This window comes from Pseudomonas sp. Sample_9, from assembly GCF_004307535.1.
Taxonomy (GTDB): domain Bacteria; phylum Pseudomonadota; class Gammaproteobacteria; order Pseudomonadales; family Pseudomonadaceae; genus Aquipseudomonas; species Aquipseudomonas mercuritolerans.
On record NZ_RAZO01000164.1, the window covers coordinates 3,752 to 24,541 of the forward strand.

A 20,790-nucleotide genomic window follows, 5' to 3' on the forward strand; every position below is an offset into this window, starting at 1 on the left:
GGCCATGTCGCGGATCTGGGTTTGGTCTTCGTTGGGGATCATGGTGATTCCTTGAGTGTAAGAGCTGCCGAAGGCTGCGATCTTTTGATGTTGATCTTGATCTTGAAAGCAAGATCAAGAGATCGCAGCCTCGTTGCACTCGTCAGCTCCTACATGGGATTTATGTGGGCCAGTAGAGGCATTCAATTCCAGTCACACCGCCTTCCCTGTAGGAGCTGCCGAAGGCTGCGATCTTTTGATCTTGATCTTGATCTTGAAAGCAGGATCAAGAGATCGCAGCCTCGTTGCACTCGTCAGCTCCTACAGGGATTTGGGTGGGTCAGTAGAGGCATTCCACCGCCATGGCCGTGGCTTCGCCGCCGCCAATGCAGATCGCTGCAATGCCGCGTTTGAGTTGTTTCTGCCGCAGCGCCGCGAGCAACGTCACCAGAATCCGCGCCCCCGACGCACCGATCGGATGGCCCAGCGCGCAGGCGCCGCCGTGCACGTTGAGCTTGTCGTGGGGAATCTCCAGGTGCGTCATCGCCGCCATGCCGACCACCGCGAACGCCTCGTTCACTTCAAACAGATCAACCTGATCCAGCGCCCAACCGGTCTTCTTCACCAGTTTCTTGATCGCGCCAATCGGTGCGGTGGGAAACAGGCCTGGGGTATCAGCGAACGCAGCATGGCCATGAATCACCGCCAGTGGCTTGAGGCCCAATTGCTGCGCGTGGGACTGGCGCATCAGCACCAGCGCCGCCGCGCCGTCGGAGATCGAACTGGAGTTGGCTGCGGTGACCGTGCCGCCCTCGCGGAACGCCGGTTTCAGCGAGGCAACCTTGTCGAGTTTGGCTTTTGGCGGCTGTTCATCGTTGCTGATCACTACCTGCTCTTTGCCCACGGTCACCGTCAGCGGGACGATTTCGTCGTGGAAGCTGCCGTCCTTGATCGCCTGTTGTGCGCGGGTGGTCGAGGCAATGGCGAAAGCGTCCTGCGCCTCGCGGCTGAAGCCGTTGGCCTCGGCGCAATCCTCGGCGAAGGTGCCCATCAGGCGGCCCTTGTCGTAGGCGTCTTCGAGGCCGTCGAGGAACATCGAATCGAGCACGCGGCCATGGCCCATGCGATAGCCGGCGCGGGCGCGATCGAGCAGGTACGGCGAGTTGGACATGCTTTCCATGCCGCCGGCAATCACCACGTCGGCACTGCCGGCAAGCAGCATATCGTGGGCCATGATGGTGGTCTGCATGCCCGAGCCACACATCTTGTTGACCGTGGTGCAGCGCGTCGATTTATCCAGCCCGGCGCCGAGTGCGGCCTGACGTGCCGGCGCCTGGCCGAGGCCGGCAGGCAGTACGCAGCCGAACAGCACTTCATCAACCGCGTCGCTGGCTACACCGGCGCGTTCGACCGCAGCCTTGATCGCCGCCGCGCCGAGTTGCGGTGCGGTAAGGCTTTTCAGCTCGCCCTGAAAACCGCCCATCGGTGTGCGGACGGCGCTGACGATAACAATCGGATCATTGGACATAGTCATGACAAATCCTCCTTACTTGGCGGCCATGCGCAAGGCGCCGTCGAGACGGATCACCTCACCGTTGAGCATGCTGTTTTCGATGATGTGGCGCACCAGCGCGGCGTATTCGGCGGGCTTGCCCAGACGCGGCGGGAATGGCACGCCGGCGGCCAGCGAGTCGCGCACTTCCGGGGTCATGCCGGCCATCATCGGCGTTTCGAAAATGCCCGGTGCGATGGTCATCACGCGGATGCCGAAGCGCGCCAGTTCGCGGGCGGCCGGCAGGGTCAGGCTGGCGATCGCGCCTTTGGATGCCGAGTACGCAGCCTGGCCAATCTGGCCGTCAAACGCTGCGACCGAGGCGGTGTTGATGATCACGCCACGCTCGCCGTCAGCATTGGCTTCGCTCTCGGCGATCGCCGCAGCGGCCAGGCGCAGCATGTTGAAACTGCCGATCAGGTTGACGTTGATCACTTGCGCGAAACTGCTGAGTGCGTGCGGGCCGTTCTTGCCGAGGATTTTTTCGCCACGGACGATGCCGGCGCAATTGACCAGGCCATTGACGCTGCCAAACGCGGCAACGGTCGCCTGCACAGCGGCTTCGGCGGCGGCTTCATTGCTGATGTCGGCAACCACGCTTTGCGCACCCAGGCGCTGAGCCTGAGCGGCGACGGCTTCGGCGTTCATGTCGACCAGCATGACTTTGGCGCCGGCACTGACCAGCAATTCAGCGCTGGCGGCACCGAGGCCTGATGCGCCGCCGGTGACGATAAAAACCTTGTTCTCGATCTGCATGACGGTGTTTCCTTGGATTCAAGCTGAAACGTTGTGCGCCGCGGCCTCTTGAGCCTTGGCGATTTCCTGGTTGCGCAAGATAAAGCGCTGCAATTTGCCACTCGGGGTCTTAGGCAATTCGCTGACAAATTCGATTTCACGCGGGTACGAATGCGCGGCCAGACGCTTGCGTACGTGTTGGCGCAGTTCTTCGGCCAGCTCCGGCGCGGCGCGGTACTGCGCGCTCAGCACGACGAAGGCTTTGACCAGTTCGGTGCGTTCCGGGTCGGGTTTGCCGACGACCGCCGCCTCGACCACGGCCGGGTGTTCGATCAGGGCGCTTTCCACGTCGAACGGGCCGACGCGGTAGCCGGAAGTAGTGATCACATCATCACTGCGGCCGACGAAGCTGATGCTGCGGTCCGGGTTCCACTCCACGGTGTCGCCGCTCAGGTAGTAGTCGCCGACGAAGGCCTTGGTCGGCGCGCCTTCGTAGCCGCCGAACCAGCACATCGGCGACTGCGGGCGGTCGATGGCGAGAATGCCCGGCTGACCGACGCCGAGTTCGTTGTATTGCTCATCGAGCACGACGATGCGATGGCCCGGCGAAGCGAAACCGGCGGCGCCGACATGCACCGGGTGCTCGAGGCCGTGGTGGTTGCACAGCACCATGCCCAGTTCGGTCTGGCCGTAATGGTCGTGAATGACCACGTCGAGGTTGTCGGCGAACCAGCGGATCACTTCCGGGTTCAGCGGCTCACCGGCGCTGCTGACGATGCGCAGTTTGCCCTTGATCGATGTGGCGAAATCCTCGCCACCGGCAATCAGCAAACGATAGGCCGTGGGCGAGCCGGTGAGATTGGTAATGGCGTATTTGTTGATCACCCGGCAGGTGCTTTCGAGGGTAAACGGGCCATCGTAGAAGGTGATCGGGTGACCCAGCGCCAACGGCCCGGTCACACCGAAATAAATCCCGTACGCCCAGCCCGGATCGGCAACATTCCAGAACGCATCTTCAGGGCGCAGGTCCACCGCATCACGGGTGTAGCTCTGAAAGGCGACGATGGCTTTGAGCGGCACTGACAGCGCTTTCGCCGGCCCCGTGGTGCCCGAAGTGAACATCAGCAGGAACGGGTCTTCGCCGGTCAGCAATACCGGTTCGCAGACATTGGAATAGTTGGCCAGCTCAGCCCAGAAACTGAAATCACCACGAACGATGCCCTGACCTTTGGCGCCACCAACGGTGACGATGGTCGGGCATGCGCTGACTTCATTGAGCTTGGGCCGATTGACCGCGTCGGTGACCACGACTTTCGCCCCGGAACTGTTCAGGCGATGTTCGAGGGCTTTGGGGCCGAACGCGGTGAATAGCGGTTGGTACACCGCGCCGATGCGCCAAGTGGCGAGCACGGTGATGAGTAATTCGACGTTGCGCGGCAGCAGGCCGGCGACCTTGTCGCCCTTTTGCACGCCTTGGGCGAGGAGGTAATTGGCGAAACGCGCGGCTTTGTCTAGCAGATCAGTGAAGGTGTAAGTCGCACTTGAACCGTCGCGACCTTCCCAGAACAACGCAATGCGCCCGGGCAAGGCATGGCGGTCGCAACATTCGACGCAGGCGTTGAGTGCCGCAAGCGTGCCGCTGAGTGCCGCGTCGACGGTGTGCTGATAATCGAACTGTTCGGTAGCAGACAAGTAATCGCGCATTGCCAGAATCCCTCGGTGTTTTTATTAGGCTGGGAACCGTAAACAACACAGGGATAGTCGCGCCGCGCGGGGCTTGGGGCAATGGTCAAAGTTATCAAAGTGGCTGACTGGTTTGGCCAAGAGGTTGGGGCCGCGTCCCCTGTAGGAGCTGACGAGTGCAACGAGGCTGCGATCTTTTGATCTTGATCTGGATTGTGAAAACCAAAATCAAAAGATCGCAGCCTCGTTGCACTCGTCAGCTCCTACAGCGGAATGCATTTCAAAGTGTGGGAGCGAGCCTGCTCGCGAAGGCGTCGGGTCAGACCACCTCATTGAGGATCAGTGTGCGGTAATGCCCCGGGTTCGACCCGGACCATTTGCGAAACGCCTTGTAGAACGAACTGGCATCCGCAAAACCCAGCCGTGCAGCAATCTCGACGAAACTGATCGACGGCTCTGCCAGCCAGGTGATTGCGAGCTCCTTGCGCACACTGTCCTTGAGGCCCTGATAGGTCTGCCCTTCCTCCGCCAGTCGCCGGCGAAGGGTCGACGCGGACATGCACAGTTGCTGGGCCAGCGCCTCGGTTTCCGGCCAATGCTCGGCGGGCACTTGCCGCAGATCGTGCTTGATCCGGCTGGCGAGGCTGTCGGGGTCGCGGTACTTGACCAGAATGTTCGCCGGCGCCTGGGCCAGGAAGCGCTTGAGTTCTTCGGCACTGCGCTTGATCGGCAGATCGAGGCAATCAGCGGAAAAGATCATTCGTGTGCGCGGACGTTCGAAGCGCAGGTTTTCCGAAAACATCACCCGGTAGTCGTCAGTGAAATCCGGCTCCGCGCAGCGCAGTTCAATGGCGAGAATCGGAATCCGCCGCCCGGCCAGCCAGCAGGCCACGCCGTGCACGATCATCCAGTAAGTGAAATAGGTGAAGGCGCGGCGCGGTTCGGCGTCATCTTCGAGCAGGACGATTTCCGCAAGGCTCTGCTGATGCACCAGTTGCGCCGGCAGTTTTTCCAGCATCAGCGACAGGAACGTCAAGCCGGTATCCAGCGCCGCCGCCAGCGTCGGTTGCGCCATGGCGCTGCGACACAAAAATGCCAGGCTGCCGGACTTGAGCGGGCGTGGGTCCATGCCGAAGAACTCGTCATCACCGCGTCGTGCCAGCAGGCGCCAGAGTCTGGCGTATTGCGAGGCCGGCACCCTGCCTTCATCGGCCGCTAACAAAGCCGGTTCGATGCCGACCTTGCTCAACGCCTCATCCGTCGCCGCGCCCGGGGCGCAACTTTGCAGCAGCGCTTCGCGCACCAGTTGAATGGCAATGGTGTCTTTTTCCGCCATGGAGCGAGGTGAGCCTTGTTGTTTTTCGGTGGTGGGCATCTTAACCCAGCTGCGGAAGTCACCGCAGGGCCAATGTGGGAGCGAGCCTGCTCGCGAACGCGGTGTGTCAGATAAAGAAATGTCACAGGCATACCGCATTCGCGAGCAGGCTCGCTCCCACAGGAATCACAGTTGTTCAGCTAAGGTTCAGCTAAATGTCAATGAATGCCATTTGGGAATGAGTGTCATTATGTTACAACTTAGCCTCCTATCTAAATCGCTGTGGCTCGCCAATGCTCGTTCCCTTTTTGATCATGTTGCGCGAAGGCATCGAGGCCGCGCTCATCGTCGGCATCATTGCCAGTTACCTGCAACAGACCGGCCGCGGCCAATGGATGCCAGTGGTATGGATCGGCGTCTTCCTCGCCGCCGCCCTTGCCCTGCTGGTCGGTGGTGGCCTGGAGCTGGTGAGCGCTGAATTCCCGCAAAAGCAGCAGGAGCTGTTCGAAGGCGTGGTCGGTCTGGTCGCCGTGGGCATTCTCAGTTCGATGGTGTTCTGGATGCGCAAGGTCGCGCGGTCGATCAAGCACTCGCTGCAAGCCTCGCTGGATCAGGCGCTGACGCAATCCAGGCATCAGGTGATTGCATTGATTGGCATGGTCTTCTTCGCTGTTGCTCGCGAAGGTCTGGAGACGGTGTTCTTCCTGCTCGCGGTGTTCCAGCAGAGCGAAGGCCCGGGCGCGCCGATCGGTGCCCTGCTCGGCCTGATCCTGGCGGTGATCGTCGGTTTCCTGATCTACAGCGGCAGCATGCGCCTCAATCTTTCGGCGTTCTTCAAGTGGACCGGATTGTTCATCCTCGTGGTCGCTGCCGGGATTCTCGCCAACTCGGTGCAGGCGCTGCATGAAGCGGGGCTGTGGAATCACCTGCAAACGGTGCTGTTCGACTTCAGCGCGACGCTGCCGATGGACGGCCCGCTGGGCTCGGTGCTGGCCGGCATGTTCGGTTATCAGGATGCGCCGACCGTCAGCACCTTGGGCGCGTACCTGATTTATCTGCTGCTGGCACTGGTGATGTTCTTCATGCCCGCGCCTCGCCAGGCGACGCCAACCACTTCCGTTTCCAGCCAATAAGGCCCTTCATGTCTACTATCCAAACCCCTCCGGCCCTGCGTTGGGCGCTGGCCGGCTCGGTGCTGCTGATGATCGCCGCCGGCGGGCTGTTCTGGTACGCCTCGAACATGGCCGCCGCCAAGCGTCAGCACAACCACGACGAAATCGTCGTTAACATCCACCCGCACAGTTGCGAGCCGAACGCACTGACCGTGCCCGCCGGCCGCGCCAGTTTCCGCATCGTCAACCGCTCCGAGCGTGCGGTCGAGTGGGAAATTCTCGACGGCGTGCTGGTGGTCGAAGAGCGGGAAAACATCGCGCCGGGCCTGAGCCAGGTGATCAACGCCAATCTGCAACCGGGCGACTATGCGATCACCTGCGGCTTGCTCAGCAACCCGCGCGGCACTTTGCACGTCACACCGACGGCCGCTTCCGATGCCGCCGCCAAGGCCAAGCCGTCGATGGTGGCTTTCGTCGGGCCGCTGTCGGAGTTTCGCGTGTATCTGGCCGTTCAGGGCAGCGCGTTGATCAAAGCGGCGACGGCGCTGAATCAGGCGATCGCCAGTGGTGATCTGGAACAGGCGCAAGCGCTGTACCTGCCGGCGCGTGCCGCTTATCAGCGTCTGGCGCCGGCGGCGCAGCGCCTGGCCGAGCTGGACAACCACATCAATGCCCGTGCCGATTATTTCGAAAAGCGCGAGCAGGATCCGGCCTTTGTCGGTTTCCATCGCCTCGAATATGCGCTGTTCGAGCAACGCAAACTCGACGATGTCGCGCCGATTGCCCAGCGCTTGCTCGCTGATGTCACCACCCTCAAGCAACAGTTGCTCGCGCAGTCGCTGCCGCCGGAGCAACTGGTCAGCATCCTCGTGCGCAACCTCAACAGCCTCGCCGATGTGCGCGCCGGCAGCGGCGAGGAAGAACGCTACAGCCACAGCGATCTCAACGGTTTCGCCGCCAACGCGCAGACCGCGCGCAAGGTCGTCGACCTGTTGCGCCCGATGCTGAGCAAATCCTCCGCTGACGTGTTGGGGAATATCGACCAGGCCATGAGTGACTTCGACAACCAGCTCAACGCGTACAAATCCGCCGATGGCTACGTCAGTTACGACGCCGTGACCGCCGCGCAACGCCAGCAGATCGCCGCCAAAGCCAAGGCTCTGGCGACGGCAATGGATGGCATCGACCCCGCCCTCGGCCTTTCCGGCCTGTAAGCAGAAGACCACGACAGATGAACGATTCAGAACCTCTCAACCTGCAACGACGTCGCGTGCTGATGGGCATGGGCGCCGCCGGCGTCGCCCTTGCCGGATCGGCGCTGAGCTGCCCGGCCATGGCCGCGCTGCCTGCGCAAGTCACCGAAGCGCCGAGCAGCGACAAGACCGAAGACCGCCACGATTTTCACGGTGTGCACCAGGCCGGCATCGTCACCCCGCGCCCGGCCTCCGGGATGCTGGTGGCGTTCGATGTGCTGGCCAGCGATCGCGAAGACCTCGAGCGGCTGTTCCGCACCCTCAACGAACGCATCGCGTTTTTGATGAAGGGCGGCCCGGTCGCGCAGATCGACCCGAAACTGCCGCCGCCGGACTCCGGCATCCTCGGCCCGGTGGTCACCCCGGACAACCTGACCATCACCGTTTCCGTCGGCGACTCGCTGTTCGACGAACGCTTCGGTCTGGCAGCGGTGAAGCCCAAGCGCCTGCAACGCATGGTCGGCTTTCCCAATGATGCGCTGGACGCTGATTGCTGCCATGGCGATCTGAGCCTGCAGTTCTGCGCCAACACCGCCGACACCAACATTCACGCCCTGCGCGACATCGTCAAGAATCTTCCTGATCTGTTGCTGGTGCGCTGGAAACAGGAAGGCAGCGTCCCGCCGCAAGCCCCGGCCAAACCCGGTGTACCGGCGCAGTCGGCGCGCAACTTTCTCGGTTTTCGCGATGGCTCGGCCAACCCTGATTCCAACGACGCCAAGGCCATGGAGCGGATTGTCTGGGTACAACCGGACAGTGACGAACCGGCCTGGGCTGCCCACGGCAGTTATCAAGCGGTGCGCATCATCCGCAACTTCGTCGAGCGCTGGGATCGCACGCCGTTGCAGGAGCAGGAAAGCATTCTCGGCCGGGTCAAGAGCAGCGGCGCGCCCATCGGCGGCCACAAGGAAAGCGAAGTGCCGGATTACAGCAAGGATCCGGCCGGCAAGCTGACCAGGCTCGATGCGCACATTCGTCTGGCCAACCCGCGCACCGCCGCGACCCAGGCCAATCTGATCCTGCGCCGGCCGTTCAACTATTCCAACGGCGTCAACAAGAACGGCCAGCTCGACATGGGCCTGCTGTTCATCTGCTACCAGGCCGATCTGGAAAAAGGCTTTATCACCGTGCAAACCCGCCTCAACGGTGAACCGCTCGAGGAATACCTCAAACCGGTCGGCGGCGGTTACTTCTTCACCCTGCCCGGCGCTACCGGCGATGACGACTTCATCGGTCGCTCGTTACTCGCTGCCACCTCCCAAAACAAAACCGCATGACACCCAACCGACACTGGAGCCGCCCCATGAAAAAGACGCCACTCGCGTTATTGCTGACCCTTGGTTTGCTCAACACCCCGCTGTCGGCGTTCGCCGCGACCGCGCCGCTGGATCTGGTGGGGCCGGTGTCGGACTACAAGATTTACGTCACCGAAAAGCTCGATGACCTGGCCAGCCACACCCAGCAGTTCACTGACGCGGTGAAGAAAGGCGATCTGGCAACGGCGCAGAAGCTCTACGCGCCGACGCGGGTGTATTACGAGTCGATCGAGCCAATTGCCGAGCTGTTCAGCGATCTCGATGCGTCCATCGATTCTCGCGTCGACGATCACGAAAAAGGCGTAAAGGCTGAAGACTTCACTGGATTTCACCGGATCGAATATTCGTTGTTCGCGGAGAAATCCACCAAAGGCCTGGACGCATTGGCCGACGGTTTGAACAAAGACGTGCAGGATCTGCAAACCCGTGTGGCCGGTCTGACCTTCCCGCCGGAGAAAGTCGTTGGCGGCGCTGCCGCACTGTTGGAAGAAGTGGCGGCGACGAAGATTTCCGGCGAGGAAGACCGCTACAGCCACACCGATCTGTATGACTTCCAGGGCAATATCGACGGCGCCAAGAAGATCGTCGATCTGTTCCGCCCGCAGATCGAACAGCAGGACAAGACGTTCGTAGCGAAAGTCGACAAGAACTTCGCCACGGTCGACAGGATTCTGGCCAAGTACAAGACGGCGGATGGCGGGTTTGATACCTACGACAAGGTCAAGGACAACGACCGCAAGGCGCTGGTCGGGCCGGTGAATACGCTGGCGGAGGATCTTTCGATGATGCGCGGGAAGTTGGGTCTGAATTGATTTTTTAGCCTCTGGTCTGGCCCCTTCGCGAGCAGGCTCGCTCCCACAGTTGGAATGCATTTCCCTGTGGGAGCGAGCCTGCTCGCGAAAGCAATTCCGGACGCTCTAGAGAATCCTGTAGAGCAACCGCTCAATCCTCACCCGACTCACCCGCTTGAGAAACTTCGCCACCCCTGCCGGGTAATCCGGCAGCGTCTCCAGGGTCTGGAAACTGTCGATCCGCGTGGTATGGCAGAAAATATTTTCCAGCTCTTTCGCCCGTGGCTCCAGCCATTCGCCTTTCGGATCGTCGATCAGCAGCGCGTTTTCCAGATCGAGGCGGAACGCGCGCGGATTGAGGTTGTTGCCGGTCAGCAAGGTGTAGCGCTGATCGATCCACATGCCTTTGAGGTGATAGGTGTTGTCACCGTCGCGCCACAGGTGCAGGTTCAACTGGCCGCTGTCGATGCTGTGCTGGTGGCGTTTGGCGAAGCGGCGCAGGCTGATCTCGTACAGATAAGGCAGCGCAGCGATCACCTTGAACGGCTCGCTCGGCGGAATGTAGAAATCGTTGGCGGTCTTGTCGCCGACCACGATATCGATCTTCACGCCACGGGCCAGCGCTCGATTGATCTCACGGATCACGCCCAGGGGCAGGTTGAAGTACGGAGTGCAGATAGTCAGCTGCTTTTGCGCGCTGGCGATCAGCTCGAGAATCGCCCGGTTCAGCGGGTTGTTCTTGCCGACGCCGAGCAGTGGCGTGACCGACAGCCCTTCCCGGCTGGTGCTGCCGGCGCCGGTGTCATAAGTCGCGTATTTGAGACGGCTGCGCAGGTCACCGATGTCGTTGCGCAGGCTGCGGGTAGTCGGCAGGTTGGGCAGGTCGAGGCGGTGCACGGCTTTCGATTCGATCAGGCCATGCTTGACCAGGTGATGCATCGAATCCGCCAGCTCGCGACTGTGCAGCACGTGGTAACGGTCGAAACGGTACTTGTCGAGTTTGTGCAAGTAAACGTTGTTGAGGCTCGCGCCGCTGTAGACCACCTTGTCGTCAATCACGAAGCCTTTGAGGTGCAGCACGCCGAACAGCTCGCGGGTCTGCACCGGCACGCCGTAGATCGGCACTTCGCTCTGATGTGTGCGGGTCATGTCCTGATACCAGGCGGCGTTGCCCGGCTGCTTGCCCGCGCCAATCAGACCGCGCTGGGCGCGCAACCAGTCAACCACCACGGCGATTTCCAGCTCGGGACGCTTGAGCTTGGCCGCGTGCAGGGCATCGAGGATTTCCTGGCCGGCTTCGTCCTGCTGCAAATACAGCGCGACGATGTAGATGCGCTGGGTCGCTGCGGCGATTTGCTCGAGCAGGCAGCGTCGGAATTCGGCAGCACTGGACAGAATGCTCACCGCCTCGGCGGTCAGCGCGAAGCTGCGCAGTTTGGGCAGCAGAGAACGTTTGAAAAGCAACGGCATAAGGCTCGCAAGGTTCGATTCCGAAGAGTTTGAGAGCTTACACCATCGTCTGCGCCGGGTCTTGTCAGTGTCCGTAATGGCCCCTTCGCGAGCAGGCTCGCTCCCACCGTTGAAATGCATTCCCCTGTGGGAGCGAGCGTGCTCGCGAAAGCGTTTTCACACACGCTGAAGAAATTCGCTTGACCAAGGAGAACAGTCGTTCTACTGTTCGCCACATGAACGAATCAATCAGCAATGACACACGCGACATCATTCTGGATGTCACCGAAAAGTTGATCTACAAAAGTGGCATCGCTGCCACCAGCATGGATCTTCTGGTGAAGACCGCCGGCGTCTCCAGAAAAAGCATCTACCGTTACTTTGCCGACAAGGACGCACTGGTTGTCGCAGCCCTTCAGCGACGCGATATTCGCTGGATGCACTGGTTCACAAGTGCTGTCCACCAGGCCGAAACCCCGGCCGATCGCCTGCTCAACCTGTTTACCGTGCTCAAGGGCTGGTTCGACTCGGAAGGCTTTCGCGGCTGCGCCTTCATCAACACCAGCGGCGAAACCGGTGATCCACAGGATCCAGTGCGACTGGTGGCCAAAGAACACAAACAGAAGCTGCTCGACTACGTGTGCGAGCTATGTACCGAATATGGCGCCGAGGATCCGCAACTGCTGGCCAGACAGTTGCTGATCCTGATTGAAGGCGCCATTACCGTAGCGCTTGTGATGGGTGATCACAGTGCCGCCGATAATGCGCAATGCATGGCGCGAAAGTTATTGGGCCTGTAACTCTTAGCAAGCCGGACTTGTTGTTCAAACATTAAATGAATCAGGAGATTGAACATGTCGACTGCAGCCCAGATACGTCCGCCATTGCCCCCGTTCAACCATGCTTCAGCCATCGAGAAAGTGCGTCTGGCCGAGGATGGCTGGAACAGCCGCGATCCGGAAAAGGTTTCGCTCGCTTACACCCTCGACACCAAATGGCGCAATCGCGCCGAGTTCGCCAACAACCGCGAAGAGGCCAAGGCGTTTCTGACGCGCAAATGGGCGAAGGAACTGGATTATCGTTTGATCAAAGAACTCTGGGCCTACTCCGATACGCGTATCGCGGTGCGTTATGCCTATGAATGGCACGACGATTCGGGCAACTGGTTCCGCTCGTACGGTAACGAGAACTGGGAGTTCGACGAAAACGGCCTGATGTTCCAGCGCTATGCCTGCATCAATGACATGCCGATCAAGGAAAGCGAACGCAAATTCCACTGGCCGCTGGGCCGCCGGCCGGATGATCATCCGGGGCTAAGTGAACTCGGTCTTTAAAGGCTACCCCGTGTAGGAGCTGCCGAAGGCTGCGATCTTTTGATCTTGATTTGATCGCTCCCACGCGCAACAACCGGGACGCTCTGCGCCCCAGGAGATCGCAGCCTTCGGCAGCTCCTGCACGGGAACGCATTCCAAATGCAATCGGCAATGGCATGCTCTGGCTCGCCGCAACAGTTCGATACAGGTAACATAGCCGCCCTCCCCGCAGCCCATGTTCTGCGCCTTGCCGAATAAGCCGACTCCATGCCTTTCGAACTCAGCGTTGACCTCACCACCCTGGCCATTCTGGCTGCTGTTGCCTTCCTTGCCGGTTTCATCGATGCCATCGCTGGCGGTGGCGGTCTGTTGACCACGCCGGCGCTGCTGACGGCGGGCCTGCCGCCGCATCTGGTGCTAGGCACCAACAAGCTGAGCTCGACCTTCGGTTCGGCGACCGCCAGCTTCACCTTCTACAAGCGCAAACTGTTCCACCCACGCCAGTGGACCCACGCGATTGTCGGCACACTGGTCGGTGCGCTCACTGGCGCGGTGGTTGCGCATTACCTGCCGGCCGAGTGGCTGAACAAAATGCTGCCGGTGATCGTCTTCGCCTGTGGCCTGTATTTGCTGTTTGGCGGCACGCCGAAAGCGCCGCTGGACAGCGACGCGCCGATCAAAAAGAAATGGCAATCGACCCAAGGCTTCAGCCTCGGCTTCTATGATGGCGTGGCGGGACCCGGCACGGGGGCGTTCTGGACGGTGAGCAGTCTGCTGCTGTACCCGATCGATCTGGTCAAGGCCAGCGGCGTGGCGCGGAGCATGAACTTCGTCAGCAACATCGCGGCGCTGTCGGTGTTCATCTTCTCCGGACAAGTCGACTGGATCATCGGCCTGTGCATGGGCCTGTCGGTGATGGTCGGGGCTTTCTTCGGCGCGCGCACCGCGATCAGCGGCGGCGCCAAATTCATTCGTCCGGTATTCATCACCGTAGTGCTCGGCCTGACCGTGCGCCTAGCCTGGCAACACTGGTTCAGCGTGGCCTAAGCGCCGCGCCACATAGACGTCGATCAGGTAACGGGCAATCGAACGCGACGCTGGCAACGGCGGCAACTCGTGCACGTTGAACCACTGGGCGTCTTCGATCTCGTCTTCCTGACAGACAATCTCGCCACCGGCATATTCGGCATGGAAGCCGAGCATCATCGAATGCGGGAACGGCCAGCACTGGCTGCCGATGTACTGGATGTTCTTCACTTCGATCTGCACTTCCTCGCGAACTTCACGAATCAGGCAATCCTCGGCTGATTCCCCCGGCTCGGCGAAGCCGGCCAGCGTGCTGTAAACCCCGGTGACGAAACGCGGCGAGCGTGCCAGAAGAATTTCGTCGCCACGGGTGATCAGCACGATCATGCTCGGTGAGATGCGCGGATAGCTGCGCAGATCGCACGGCTGGCAATACATCGCTCGTTCGCGCGGTACTTGCGTCATCGGCTGGCCACAGTTGCCGCAGAAGCGATGCTCGCGCGCCCAGGTGCCGATCTGTGCGGCGTAACCGAGCACTTTGTACAGGGTGTGATCGCTCTCTAGCATGAACGCCCGCAAGCCTTTCCAGCCGCAACCGGGCACTTCGCTGACGCTGCGCAACTCGAGCAGATACACCGGCTCGCCATCGAGATGACCAATACCGTGCTCAGCAAGTACCGAGAGATCCTGGCGCTTGAGCCACTCGCGCGGGAACAGTGCGCCGTTGTCATCGAACAGGAAGCCTTCCGGGCTGCGCGCTACGGCCCAGCCGCCGGGTTGATCGGTGTCGAGTACTGCAGTGGTCCAGCGAGAGGTCATGTTTACTCAATCCAGAAATTCGGGTTTCTGTTTGCTCATATGGGCGGCCATGGCCACGCGCAGATCGGTGGATTGCAGCATGGCGGCGTTCCAGGTGGCAACGTATTCGAGACCATCGTCGATGCGATGGTCGCGCATGTAGCTGATCATTTCCTTGGTGCCGGTCACGGCAATCGGCGACTTGGCAGCGATGTCCCGGGCGATGTCGAACACGCCTTCGAGCAGCGTGTCCTTGTCGCTGTAGACCCGGTTGACCAGGCCCATGCTGCGTGCTTCCGCGGCGCCAAAGGTGCGACCGGTGTAAGCCAGTTCACGCAGCATGCCGTCTCCGATGATTCGCGGCAACCGTTGCAATGTGCCAACGTCAGCGGCCATGCCGATATCGATTTCCTTGATCGAGAACTGCGCGTCCTCGGCGGCGTAGCGCATGTCGCAGGCTGAGATCAGATCAATCGCCCCGCCCAGGCAATAGCCCTGAATCGCAGCAAGCACCGGTTTGCGGCAGTTGTCGACGGCGTTGAACGAGGCTTGCAGATTGAGGATCTTGCGCCGCAACAGGCGCGCATTGCGGCCCACGTCCTTGCCCAGTTCATTGGCGACACCCGCAAGCATCATCAGGTCGATGCCGGAAGAAAAATGTTTGCCATTACCGCTGAGGACTACCACGCGGACTTCGTCGGTATCGTCGATCCATTGAAAGATCTCGACAATCTCGCTCCAGAACGCCGCGTTCATTGCGTTGATCTTTTCCGGGCGATTGATCTGCACATGCGCGATTTTATCGGCCAGTTCGACGCTGAAGGCGGAGTATTGAGTCATGGCAGTGATCCTTTACCGGGCTGGGAAATAAGGCCCGAACTATAACAAGGCAACGGGGCGGCGGTTCGGCCAAATGCGGGACTGACTGGCGCGCCCCATATGTAGGAGCTGCCGAAGGCTGCGATCTTTTGGGACGCAGAGCGTCCCGGGCTGCATTCCCACGCAGAGCGTGGGAACGATCAAGTCTGCGGAATATGCGGGCCTCTTCGCGAGCAGGCTCGCTCCCACAGGGAGACTGCATTTCAATGTGGGAGCGAGCCTGCTCGCGAAGGCGTCGGATCATTCACCGCACGCAATCATTTCAGCCCCAGCCTGTACAGCGAACCATTCTCTTCGTCCGTCAGCACATACAGATAGCCATCCGGCCCTTGGCGCACATCGCGTATCCGCTTGTTCAACTCACCCAGCAAACGCTCCTCATGCACGACTTTGTCGCCATCAAATTGCAGGCGAATCAGTTCCTGGGTCACCAGTGCGCCGATAAACGCGTTGTGCTGCCACGGCGTGAAGCGATCGGCATCGTAAAACGCCATGCCGGTAACCCCGGGGGATTTTTCCCAGACATGGTGCGGCGCCACGGTGCCTTCAGCAGTCTTGCCTTGGGCTTCCGGAATCGGCTGCATCGAGTAATTGATTCCATGGGTCGCCAACGGCCAGCCATAGTTTTTGCCGCGCTCGATGATGTTCACTTCGTCACCGCCACGTGGTCCGTGTTCGTTCTCCCACAGCGTGCCGGTCCACGGATTGAGCGCCGCGCCCTGCGGGTTGCGCAGGCCATAGGACCAGATTTCAGGCCGGACACCGGATTGGCCAACGAAAGGGTTATCGTCTGGCACTTTGCCGTCCGGGAAGATGCGTACGACTTTGCCTTGCAACTTGTCGAGGTCCTGCGCCGTCGGCCGATCGTTGTTTTCGCCGAGGGTGATGAACAGATACCCGTCGCGATCGAACACCAGCCGTGAACCGAAGTGGTTGCTCACCGATAGTTTCGGTTCCTGACGGAAGATCACATTGAAGTCCTTCAGCGTCTTCAGGTCATCGGAAAGCCGTCCGCGCCCTACCGCCGTACCAGCCTTGCCGCCCTCACCGCCGCCTTCTGCGTACGACAGGTAGACCATACGGTCCTGCTTGAAGTCTGGCGACAGCGCCACATCAAGCAACCCGCCCTGCCCTTTGGCCCAGACTTGCGGCACGCCACTGATCGGCTCCGACAGTTTGCCGTCCTTGCTGACGACCCGCAGATGCCCCGGGCGTTCGGTCACCAGCATGCCCTTCTGATCAGGCAGAAACGCCAGCGCCCACGGATGTTCCAGGCCTTGGGCAATGGTGGTGACTTCAAGAATGCCCTGTTCGCTTTTCAGCTCTTTAGGCGCGGCGGCGAAGGCCGGGGCACTTATCAGCGCGGCGGCGCAGCAGGTGGCTATAAGGGTTTTACGCAACATGCACGATTCCTTTTGTTCGTGTGAAAGGCTGACAGGACCTCAGTCCCGCCGTTCAACGGTTGCTGCCGGTGCCCCGTGGGGGCGGGTTGGGAATGAAGGTTGGCGGATTGCTCGGCACCGAGCGAATGGGCTGGCCATTGCCGATACCGCGATTTTCAACGGTTGGCTGACGTGGCACGGGAACGGTGTTCGGCCCGCGAAGGGGCGGAGCACTGGGCTGGGTGCCCTGCATGCTGTTGGGGTTGGCCCGGCGGATCGGGCTGTTGTAAGGGTTATTGCTGTTGCCGGTGGGGCTTTGCGCCAGCACGACATCGGCATGCACCAGACCGCCACTGAGGGCGAGGACGGCGATGCCAATCAGAAAGCGGTTCATGAGGAATACCTCTCGATGTGCGTGGACTAGAGCCTTGGAGCCCACGCTACGCCGTGGGTTCGGATTTGTTAACCCTCGCGTCTTAAACAACATGTAACACGGCTTGACCGTACCGCTTGACGCTGCGCAATCACTGGAAACTTTCTCACCGCGCCACGGGTCACCTGATCATCACTCGGAGGACAAGTCATGGCTCGGGCAATCTGGAAAGGCGCAATCAGTTTTGGACTGGTACACATCCCCGTGGCGCTGGTTTCAGCGACGTCGTCCCAAGGCGTGGACTTCGATTGGCTCGACAGCCGCAGCATGGACCCGGTGGGCTATAAACGCATCAATAAGGTCACCGGCAAGGAAGTCACCAAAGAAAACATCGTCAAAGGCGTGGCCTACGAAAAGGGCCGATACGTGGTGCTCAGCGAGGAAGAAATCCGCTCGGCGCACCCCGTTTCCACGCAGACCATCGACATTTTTTCTTTCGTCGACGCCGAACAGATTCCACTGCAAAACATCGATACGCCCTACTACCTGGCGCCGGACAAGCGCGGTGGCAAGGTTTACGCGTTGCTGCGCGAGACGCTAAGCAAAACCAACAAGGTCGCCCTCGCCCGTGTCGTCCTGCATACCCGCCAATACCTGGCCGCGTTGATGCCGCTGGAGTCGGCGCTGGTTCTGGTGAAGCTGCGCTGGCCACAGGAAGTGCGCAGCCTTGATGAACTGGCGCTGGGCAGTGAAGTGACCAAGCCGCAGTTGGCCAAGGGTGAGCTGGACATGGCCAAACGTCTGGTTGAAGACATGACCTCGGAGTGGTCGCCGGAAGACTACAAGGACGAGTTCGAAGACAAGATCATGGCGCTGGTCGAGAAGAAAGCCCATGAAGGCAAGATCGAGGACGTCGAGACCGCCACTGGCGAGGAAGAGCGCAAGACTGCCGATGTTATCGACTTGACCGAGCTGCTTAAACGCAGCCTCGGCGGCAAGGCACCGGCCAAGCCCAAGGCCAAATCAACCAGCAAGGCGGCGCCGGCGAAGAAGACTCGGAAGGCGTCCGGGGAGTGAGTGTTGAATCAGATCTAAATGATTTGCAGCTGAAGGCCGCCTTCGCGAGCAGGCTCGCTCCCACAGGGGTACGCATTCCAAAATGTGGGAGCGAGCTTGCTCGCGAAGAGGCGGTACTGACTCCGGAAATCTTCAGATCAGAATAAAGATCGCCAACAACGCGGCAAAAATCGCCCATTTTTCCAAGTAGTAACGCGTACGGTTGCGCTTCTTCAGATCTTTGCCGCGCAAACGAATCTTGTAGATCTTCGTAAACAAGCGGTTGATCCCACCGGTCTTGTCCCCCGCATCATTCGGCGCGCCTGCCGCTGACATCACCGTGCGGCTGAACCAGCGATTGAACGCCGCGGCCCAGCGGTATTTCAGCGGCCGCTCAATGTCACAGAACAGAATGATCCGGTTCTGATCCGTGGTGTTTTCGGCGTAATGAATAAACGTCTCGTCGAACATCACCGCTTCGCCATCGCGCCAGTGATAGTTCTCGCCGTCGACGTTGATGTAGCAGCCAGGATCGTTCGGCGTATCCAGGCCCAGGTGATAACGGTAGGAACCCGCGTACGGATCGCGATGGCGCACCAGTTTCGAACCCGGTGGCAGCTCGGCAAACATTGCCGCCTTGATCGAGCCGATGCTTTGCACCAGTTCGGTGGTGCGCGGGCACAGCTTCATCGCCGAGGGGTGACTGTCGCCGTACCACTTGAGGTAGAAGCGCTTCCAGCCAGTCTTGAAGAAAGAGTTGAAGCCGACATCGTCATACTGATTCGAGCGCTTGATCTCGCCGGCACGCAGCAGACTCTGGCCTTCCTCGCGAATCTCTTGCCAGTGCGCCTGCAATGGGCTCAGGTCGGGAAAGTCTGCCGGGTTCAGATAGGGCTTGTTGGGAATCTTCGAAAACAGATAGAGAAAGCAATTGATCGGGGCGAGAAACGTCGAATGGTCACTCAATTGCCGGCCCAGTTTGTGGCGCACGCGTCCACGCAGGTGAACGTAGGCAATTGAAATGACATAAACAGCGGCAATGATGAGTTTCACGGAAAAGAGTCACACGTCAAAAGTGAACAAACTGCGCGCGTGGCGGCCTTGAGCCCAGCGTCTTATGCAGCGGTCTTGATGCACAGGGCGCGTCCTTGGCCCGCGCCGTTTCCGGGCGCTCGGTGAAGGGTGGCATTTTAGCCACACTTTGTAACCGGTAGTGAACTCTCAAGTGTGAAAAACTGTCTTGCAGATCTTTTGTGTAATAGCTGCGGTACATGAAAAACAGGCGCAACGGCCATTGCTCATTTCGATGGAACCACGCTTCGCACGCACTCCTCTATCGCTTATCAACAATGGGAGGAACCCTCATGATCGCCCCACAAACCGGTATGAAACCAGGTCAGCGCTATCGCATTGAAAGTGTCGAACGCGCGCCGCAATTCTCTGGCTTTTTTCTCGATGGAAAGTATTACCTGGGACCCGAGTTGCAGACCGCCATCGGCTGGCTTGAAGGGCAAATATTCTTCTACGACCAGCTCGACCCGACCGGTGAGCCGGTGTATCCGGGCAGAATTGCCGGCACGATCGAAGGGCTGACGCTGGTAATGCCGGACGGCTTACGCCTGGAGATCGAAGAAGCGCCTTATCTGGCGGAACCTGCTGCGCCAGTGCGCGCTTCCCTCGCCGGGCGCATTGAGCGCATCTCGCGGCAGCCAATTCGCCCTTCACCGCTTCTGGTGGCCGGGGCTGCGATGCTGGTAGGGGTTTGCCTGCTGACGATCTCGCGCATCAGAAATCGCTGAAGGCCACCGCGCAAGCAGTGGCCCAACTATCGGTCACTGCTCGCGGGTTACCGTCAGTGCGACCACGGCGATTCGCTCGGCGCGCTCGTATTCAGGCTTGAGCAATTCCTCGCTGAAAACGTCCGGATCAAGCTCGCGATAGGTCCAGCCGAAACGCTCGCCCTTGAGCAGAGGCGCCACGGCCTCGCGGAACGGATCGTGCCCGGCGACGATCGCCACGCCGGTGTACACCAGCAACGTGCCGCCGACTTCCAGACGCGGTAAAGCCTCACGCACGATCCGCACCGACAAACCCTCACCCAGCGCCCCGCCGCCGTGGCGATAGGCGCGCTGTTGTTCGTCGTTCATGTACGGCGGATTGGCGATGATCAGATCGAACTGCCCTTCGACACTGGCGAGCAGATCGCTGTGATACACCGACACATTGTTTGCGCCCGCCAGCTCGGCGTTAACCGCACTCATGCGCAGCGCCCGCGGATTGATGTCGACCGCCAGCACGTCGGCATCAGGACGTGCCTTGGCCATGACCACCGCGCCGGCGCCGCTTCCGCAGCCGATGTCCACCGCGCGTCTGATCGGCGAAAAACGTTGCTGCAATTGCGCTTCGATGGCCTGGGCGAAGCGATAAGTGTCGGGGCCGAAGAACACTGCGTCACTCGCCGTCGTCGGGAACGCCGAATGGGCGAACAACCGGTCATTCAGCGTCGACCAGCGCACATGGCTGCGCCACACGGCGCCATCGCGTTCGACTACGCCGGCCTGCTCCAGCGTGGCCAGTTCCTCTGCGCAAAATAGCTCTGAAGGAAACGGCATCGACCAACCAAACACATCGCGCAGATCCTTGGCCAACGGCGTGGCAAAGCGCTGCAGAAATCGTTCGTGAGTCAATGGCGTTGGAGTAATGAAGTGATAACCACTGTCGAGCAGGCGCTTGCCCAGCTCGAACAGCGCTCTGTCCGATGTTTCTTGTGCCGACATG

General features: G+C 60.4%; 20 protein-coding genes. 9 read left to right on the plus strand and 11 right to left on the minus strand.

The window, feature by feature from the left end; translation table 11 throughout:
- Window positions 1-319: 319 nt before the first annotated feature.
- From D6877_RS08840 to D6877_RS08855, 4 genes are all read right to left on the minus strand, one after another.
- Window positions 320-1,513, minus strand: coding sequence for an acetyl-CoA C-acyltransferase (locus tag D6877_RS08840; protein WP_130910509.1), 1,194 nt, complete (start codon window positions 1,511-1,513; stop codon window positions 320-322).
- A 12-nt stretch (window positions 1,514-1,525) separates the two neighbouring features.
- The gene (locus tag D6877_RS08845) at window positions 1,526-2,287 is read right to left on the minus strand and encodes an SDR family NAD(P)-dependent oxidoreductase (RefSeq protein ID WP_122507340.1); all 762 of its coding nucleotides are present in this window, start codon (window positions 2,285-2,287) and stop codon (window positions 1,526-1,528) included.
- 18 nt (window positions 2,288-2,305) lie between these two features.
- Complete coding sequence (locus D6877_RS08850) at window positions 2,306-3,970, minus strand: AMP-binding protein (protein ID WP_130910510.1); 1,665 nt, start codon at window positions 3,968-3,970, stop codon at window positions 2,306-2,308.
- A 298-nt stretch (window positions 3,971-4,268) separates the two neighbouring features.
- Window positions 4,269-5,285 carry an AraC family transcriptional regulator gene (locus tag D6877_RS08855; RefSeq protein WP_130910546.1) on the minus strand — a complete coding sequence of 339 codons (1,017 nt, stop codon included), beginning with the start codon at window positions 5,283-5,285 and terminating at the stop codon, window positions 4,269-4,271.
- A 272-nt stretch (window positions 5,286-5,557) separates the two neighbouring features.
- Between D6877_RS08855 and efeU the strand changes: the two genes are divergently transcribed.
- The 4 genes from efeU to efeO (D6877_RS08875) are packed head-to-tail and all read left to right on the plus strand — an operon-like array spanning window position 5,558 to window position 9,757.
- Window positions 5,558-6,397 (plus strand): iron uptake transporter permease EfeU, encoded by an 840-nt coding sequence (gene efeU, locus D6877_RS08860; protein WP_130910511.1) that lies wholly within the window; start codon window positions 5,558-5,560, stop codon window positions 6,395-6,397.
- 8 nt (window positions 6,398-6,405) lie between these two features.
- Window positions 6,406-7,590 carry an iron uptake system protein EfeO gene (efeO, locus tag D6877_RS08865; protein ID WP_130910512.1) on the plus strand — a complete coding sequence of 395 codons (1,185 nt, stop codon included), beginning with the start codon at window positions 6,406-6,408 and terminating at the stop codon, window positions 7,588-7,590.
- Window positions 7,591-7,607: 17 nt separating this feature from the next.
- A complete protein-coding gene (efeB, locus tag D6877_RS08870) occupies window positions 7,608-8,906 on the plus strand; it encodes an iron uptake transporter deferrochelatase/peroxidase subunit (RefSeq protein ID WP_130910513.1) in 1,299 nt (432 codons plus the stop codon).
- A 26-nt stretch (window positions 8,907-8,932) separates the two neighbouring features.
- Complete coding sequence (gene efeO / locus D6877_RS08875; RefSeq protein WP_130910514.1) at window positions 8,933-9,757, plus strand: iron uptake system protein EfeO; 825 nt, start codon at window positions 8,933-8,935, stop codon at window positions 9,755-9,757.
- 105 nt (window positions 9,758-9,862) lie between these two features.
- On the opposite strand, the gene pssA is transcribed toward efeO (D6877_RS08875), so the two are convergent.
- A complete protein-coding gene (gene pssA / locus D6877_RS08885) occupies window positions 9,863-11,206 on the minus strand; it encodes a CDP-diacylglycerol--serine O-phosphatidyltransferase (RefSeq protein WP_130910516.1) in 1,344 nt (447 codons plus the stop codon).
- 215 nt (window positions 11,207-11,421) lie between these two features.
- Between pssA and D6877_RS08895 the strand changes: the two genes are divergently transcribed.
- The 3 genes from D6877_RS08895 (at window position 11,422) to D6877_RS08905 (ending at window position 13,545) form a co-directional block, all read left to right on the plus strand.
- The gene (locus D6877_RS08895) at window positions 11,422-11,985 is read left to right on the plus strand and encodes a TetR family transcriptional regulator (RefSeq protein WP_130910518.1); all 564 of its coding nucleotides are present in this window, start codon (window positions 11,422-11,424) and stop codon (window positions 11,983-11,985) included.
- Between the two features lie 54 nt (window positions 11,986-12,039).
- Entirely contained in the window at window positions 12,040-12,519 is a 480-nt protein-coding gene (locus D6877_RS08900; RefSeq protein WP_130910519.1) for a nuclear transport factor 2 family protein, read from the plus strand.
- Between the two features lie 246 nt (window positions 12,520-12,765).
- Window positions 12,766-13,545 carry a TSUP family transporter gene (locus tag D6877_RS08905; protein ID WP_016774706.1) on the plus strand — a complete coding sequence of 260 codons (780 nt, stop codon included), beginning with the start codon at window positions 12,766-12,768 and terminating at the stop codon, window positions 13,543-13,545.
- On the opposite strand, the gene nudC is transcribed toward D6877_RS08905, so the two are convergent.
- The 4 genes from nudC to D6877_RS08925 form a co-directional block, all read right to left on the minus strand.
- Window positions 13,513-14,343, minus strand: coding sequence for an NAD(+) diphosphatase (nudC, locus tag D6877_RS08910; protein ID WP_130910520.1), 831 nt, complete (start codon window positions 14,341-14,343; stop codon window positions 13,513-13,515). The genes D6877_RS08905 and nudC overlap by 33 nt on opposite strands.
- A 6-nt stretch (window positions 14,344-14,349) precedes the next feature.
- Entirely contained in the window at window positions 14,350-15,162 is an 813-nt protein-coding gene (locus tag D6877_RS08915; protein WP_130910521.1) for a crotonase/enoyl-CoA hydratase family protein, read from the minus strand.
- Window positions 15,163-15,458: 296 nt separating this feature from the next.
- Window positions 15,459-16,604, minus strand: coding sequence for a PQQ-dependent sugar dehydrogenase (locus D6877_RS08920; protein ID WP_130910522.1), 1,146 nt, complete (start codon window positions 16,602-16,604; stop codon window positions 15,459-15,461).
- A 52-nt stretch (window positions 16,605-16,656) separates the two neighbouring features.
- The gene (locus D6877_RS08925; RefSeq protein WP_041480395.1) at window positions 16,657-16,977 is read right to left on the minus strand and encodes a hypothetical protein; all 321 of its coding nucleotides are present in this window, start codon (window positions 16,975-16,977) and stop codon (window positions 16,657-16,659) included.
- 189 nt (window positions 16,978-17,166) lie between these two features.
- On the opposite strand from D6877_RS08925, the gene D6877_RS08930 reads away from it, so the two are divergent.
- Entirely contained in the window at window positions 17,167-18,033 is an 867-nt protein-coding gene (locus tag D6877_RS08930; protein ID WP_039762960.1) for a Ku protein, read from the plus strand.
- Window positions 18,034-18,165: 132 nt separating this feature from the next.
- Here the strand turns inward: D6877_RS08930 and lpxO are convergent, their stop codons facing one another.
- The gene (gene lpxO / locus D6877_RS08935; RefSeq protein WP_130910523.1) at window positions 18,166-19,065 is read right to left on the minus strand and encodes a lipid A hydroxylase LpxO; all 900 of its coding nucleotides are present in this window, start codon (window positions 19,063-19,065) and stop codon (window positions 18,166-18,168) included.
- 218 nt (window positions 19,066-19,283) lie between these two features.
- Here lpxO and D6877_RS08940 point away from each other — a divergent pair, with 218 nt between their 5' ends.
- Window positions 19,284-19,811, plus strand: a complete 528-nt coding sequence (locus D6877_RS08940) for a short chain dehydrogenase (protein ID WP_347233405.1) — start codon at window positions 19,284-19,286, stop codon at window positions 19,809-19,811.
- Window positions 19,812-19,844: 33 nt separating this feature from the next.
- On the opposite strand, the gene D6877_RS08945 is transcribed toward D6877_RS08940, so the two are convergent.
- The gene (locus D6877_RS08945; RefSeq protein ID WP_130910525.1) at window positions 19,845-20,789 is read right to left on the minus strand and encodes a class I SAM-dependent methyltransferase; all 945 of its coding nucleotides are present in this window, start codon (window positions 20,787-20,789) and stop codon (window positions 19,845-19,847) included.
- Window position 20,790 lies beyond the last annotated feature (1 nt).

What these genes read in the sequence shown, in the direction of transcription:
- D6877_RS08840 (WP_130910509.1), bottom strand. Translation starts at nt 1,513, where the DNA reads ATGACTATGTCCAATGATCCGATTGTTATCGTCAGCGCCGTCCGCACA.
- D6877_RS08845 (WP_122507340.1), bottom strand. Translation starts at nt 2,287, where the DNA reads ATGCAGATCGAGAACAAGGTTTTTATCGTCACCGGCGGCGCATCAGGC.
- D6877_RS08850 (WP_130910510.1), bottom strand. Translation starts at nt 3,970, where the DNA reads ATGCGCGATTACTTGTCTGCTACCGAACAGTTCGATTATCAGCACACC.
- D6877_RS08855 (WP_130910546.1), bottom strand. Translation starts at nt 5,285, where the DNA reads ATGGCGGAAAAAGACACCATTGCCATTCAACTGGTGCGCGAAGCGCTG.
- efeU (WP_130910511.1), top strand. Translation starts at nt 5,558, where the DNA reads ATGCTCGTTCCCTTTTTGATCATGTTGCGCGAAGGCATCGAGGCCGCG.
- efeO (WP_130910512.1), top strand. Translation starts at nt 6,406, where the DNA reads ATGTCTACTATCCAAACCCCTCCGGCCCTGCGTTGGGCGCTGGCCGGC.
- efeB (WP_130910513.1), top strand. Translation starts at nt 7,608, where the DNA reads ATGAACGATTCAGAACCTCTCAACCTGCAACGACGTCGCGTGCTGATG.
- efeO (WP_130910514.1), top strand. Translation starts at nt 8,933, where the DNA reads ATGAAAAAGACGCCACTCGCGTTATTGCTGACCCTTGGTTTGCTCAAC.
- pssA (WP_130910516.1), bottom strand. Translation starts at nt 11,206, where the DNA reads ATGCCGTTGCTTTTCAAACGTTCTCTGCTGCCCAAACTGCGCAGCTTC.
- D6877_RS08895 (WP_130910518.1), top strand. Translation starts at nt 11,422, where the DNA reads ATGAACGAATCAATCAGCAATGACACACGCGACATCATTCTGGATGTC.
- D6877_RS08900 (WP_130910519.1), top strand. Translation starts at nt 12,040, where the DNA reads ATGTCGACTGCAGCCCAGATACGTCCGCCATTGCCCCCGTTCAACCAT.
- D6877_RS08905 (WP_016774706.1), top strand. Translation starts at nt 12,766, where the DNA reads ATGCCTTTCGAACTCAGCGTTGACCTCACCACCCTGGCCATTCTGGCT.
- nudC (WP_130910520.1), bottom strand. Translation starts at nt 14,343, where the DNA reads ATGACCTCTCGCTGGACCACTGCAGTACTCGACACCGATCAACCCGGC.
- D6877_RS08915 (WP_130910521.1), bottom strand. Translation starts at nt 15,162, where the DNA reads ATGACTCAATACTCCGCCTTCAGCGTCGAACTGGCCGATAAAATCGCG.
- D6877_RS08920 (WP_130910522.1), bottom strand. Translation starts at nt 16,604, where the DNA reads ATGTTGCGTAAAACCCTTATAGCCACCTGCTGCGCCGCCGCGCTGATA.
- D6877_RS08925 (WP_041480395.1), bottom strand. Translation starts at nt 16,977, where the DNA reads ATGAACCGCTTTCTGATTGGCATCGCCGTCCTCGCCCTCAGTGGCGGT.
- D6877_RS08930 (WP_039762960.1), top strand. Translation starts at nt 17,167, where the DNA reads ATGGCTCGGGCAATCTGGAAAGGCGCAATCAGTTTTGGACTGGTACAC.
- D6877_RS08940 (WP_347233405.1), top strand. Translation starts at nt 19,284, where the DNA reads ATGAAAAACAGGCGCAACGGCCATTGCTCATTTCGATGGAACCACGCT.
- D6877_RS08945 (WP_130910525.1), bottom strand. Translation starts at nt 20,789, where the DNA reads ATGTCGGCACAAGAAACATCGGACAGAGCGCTGTTCGAGCTGGGCAAG.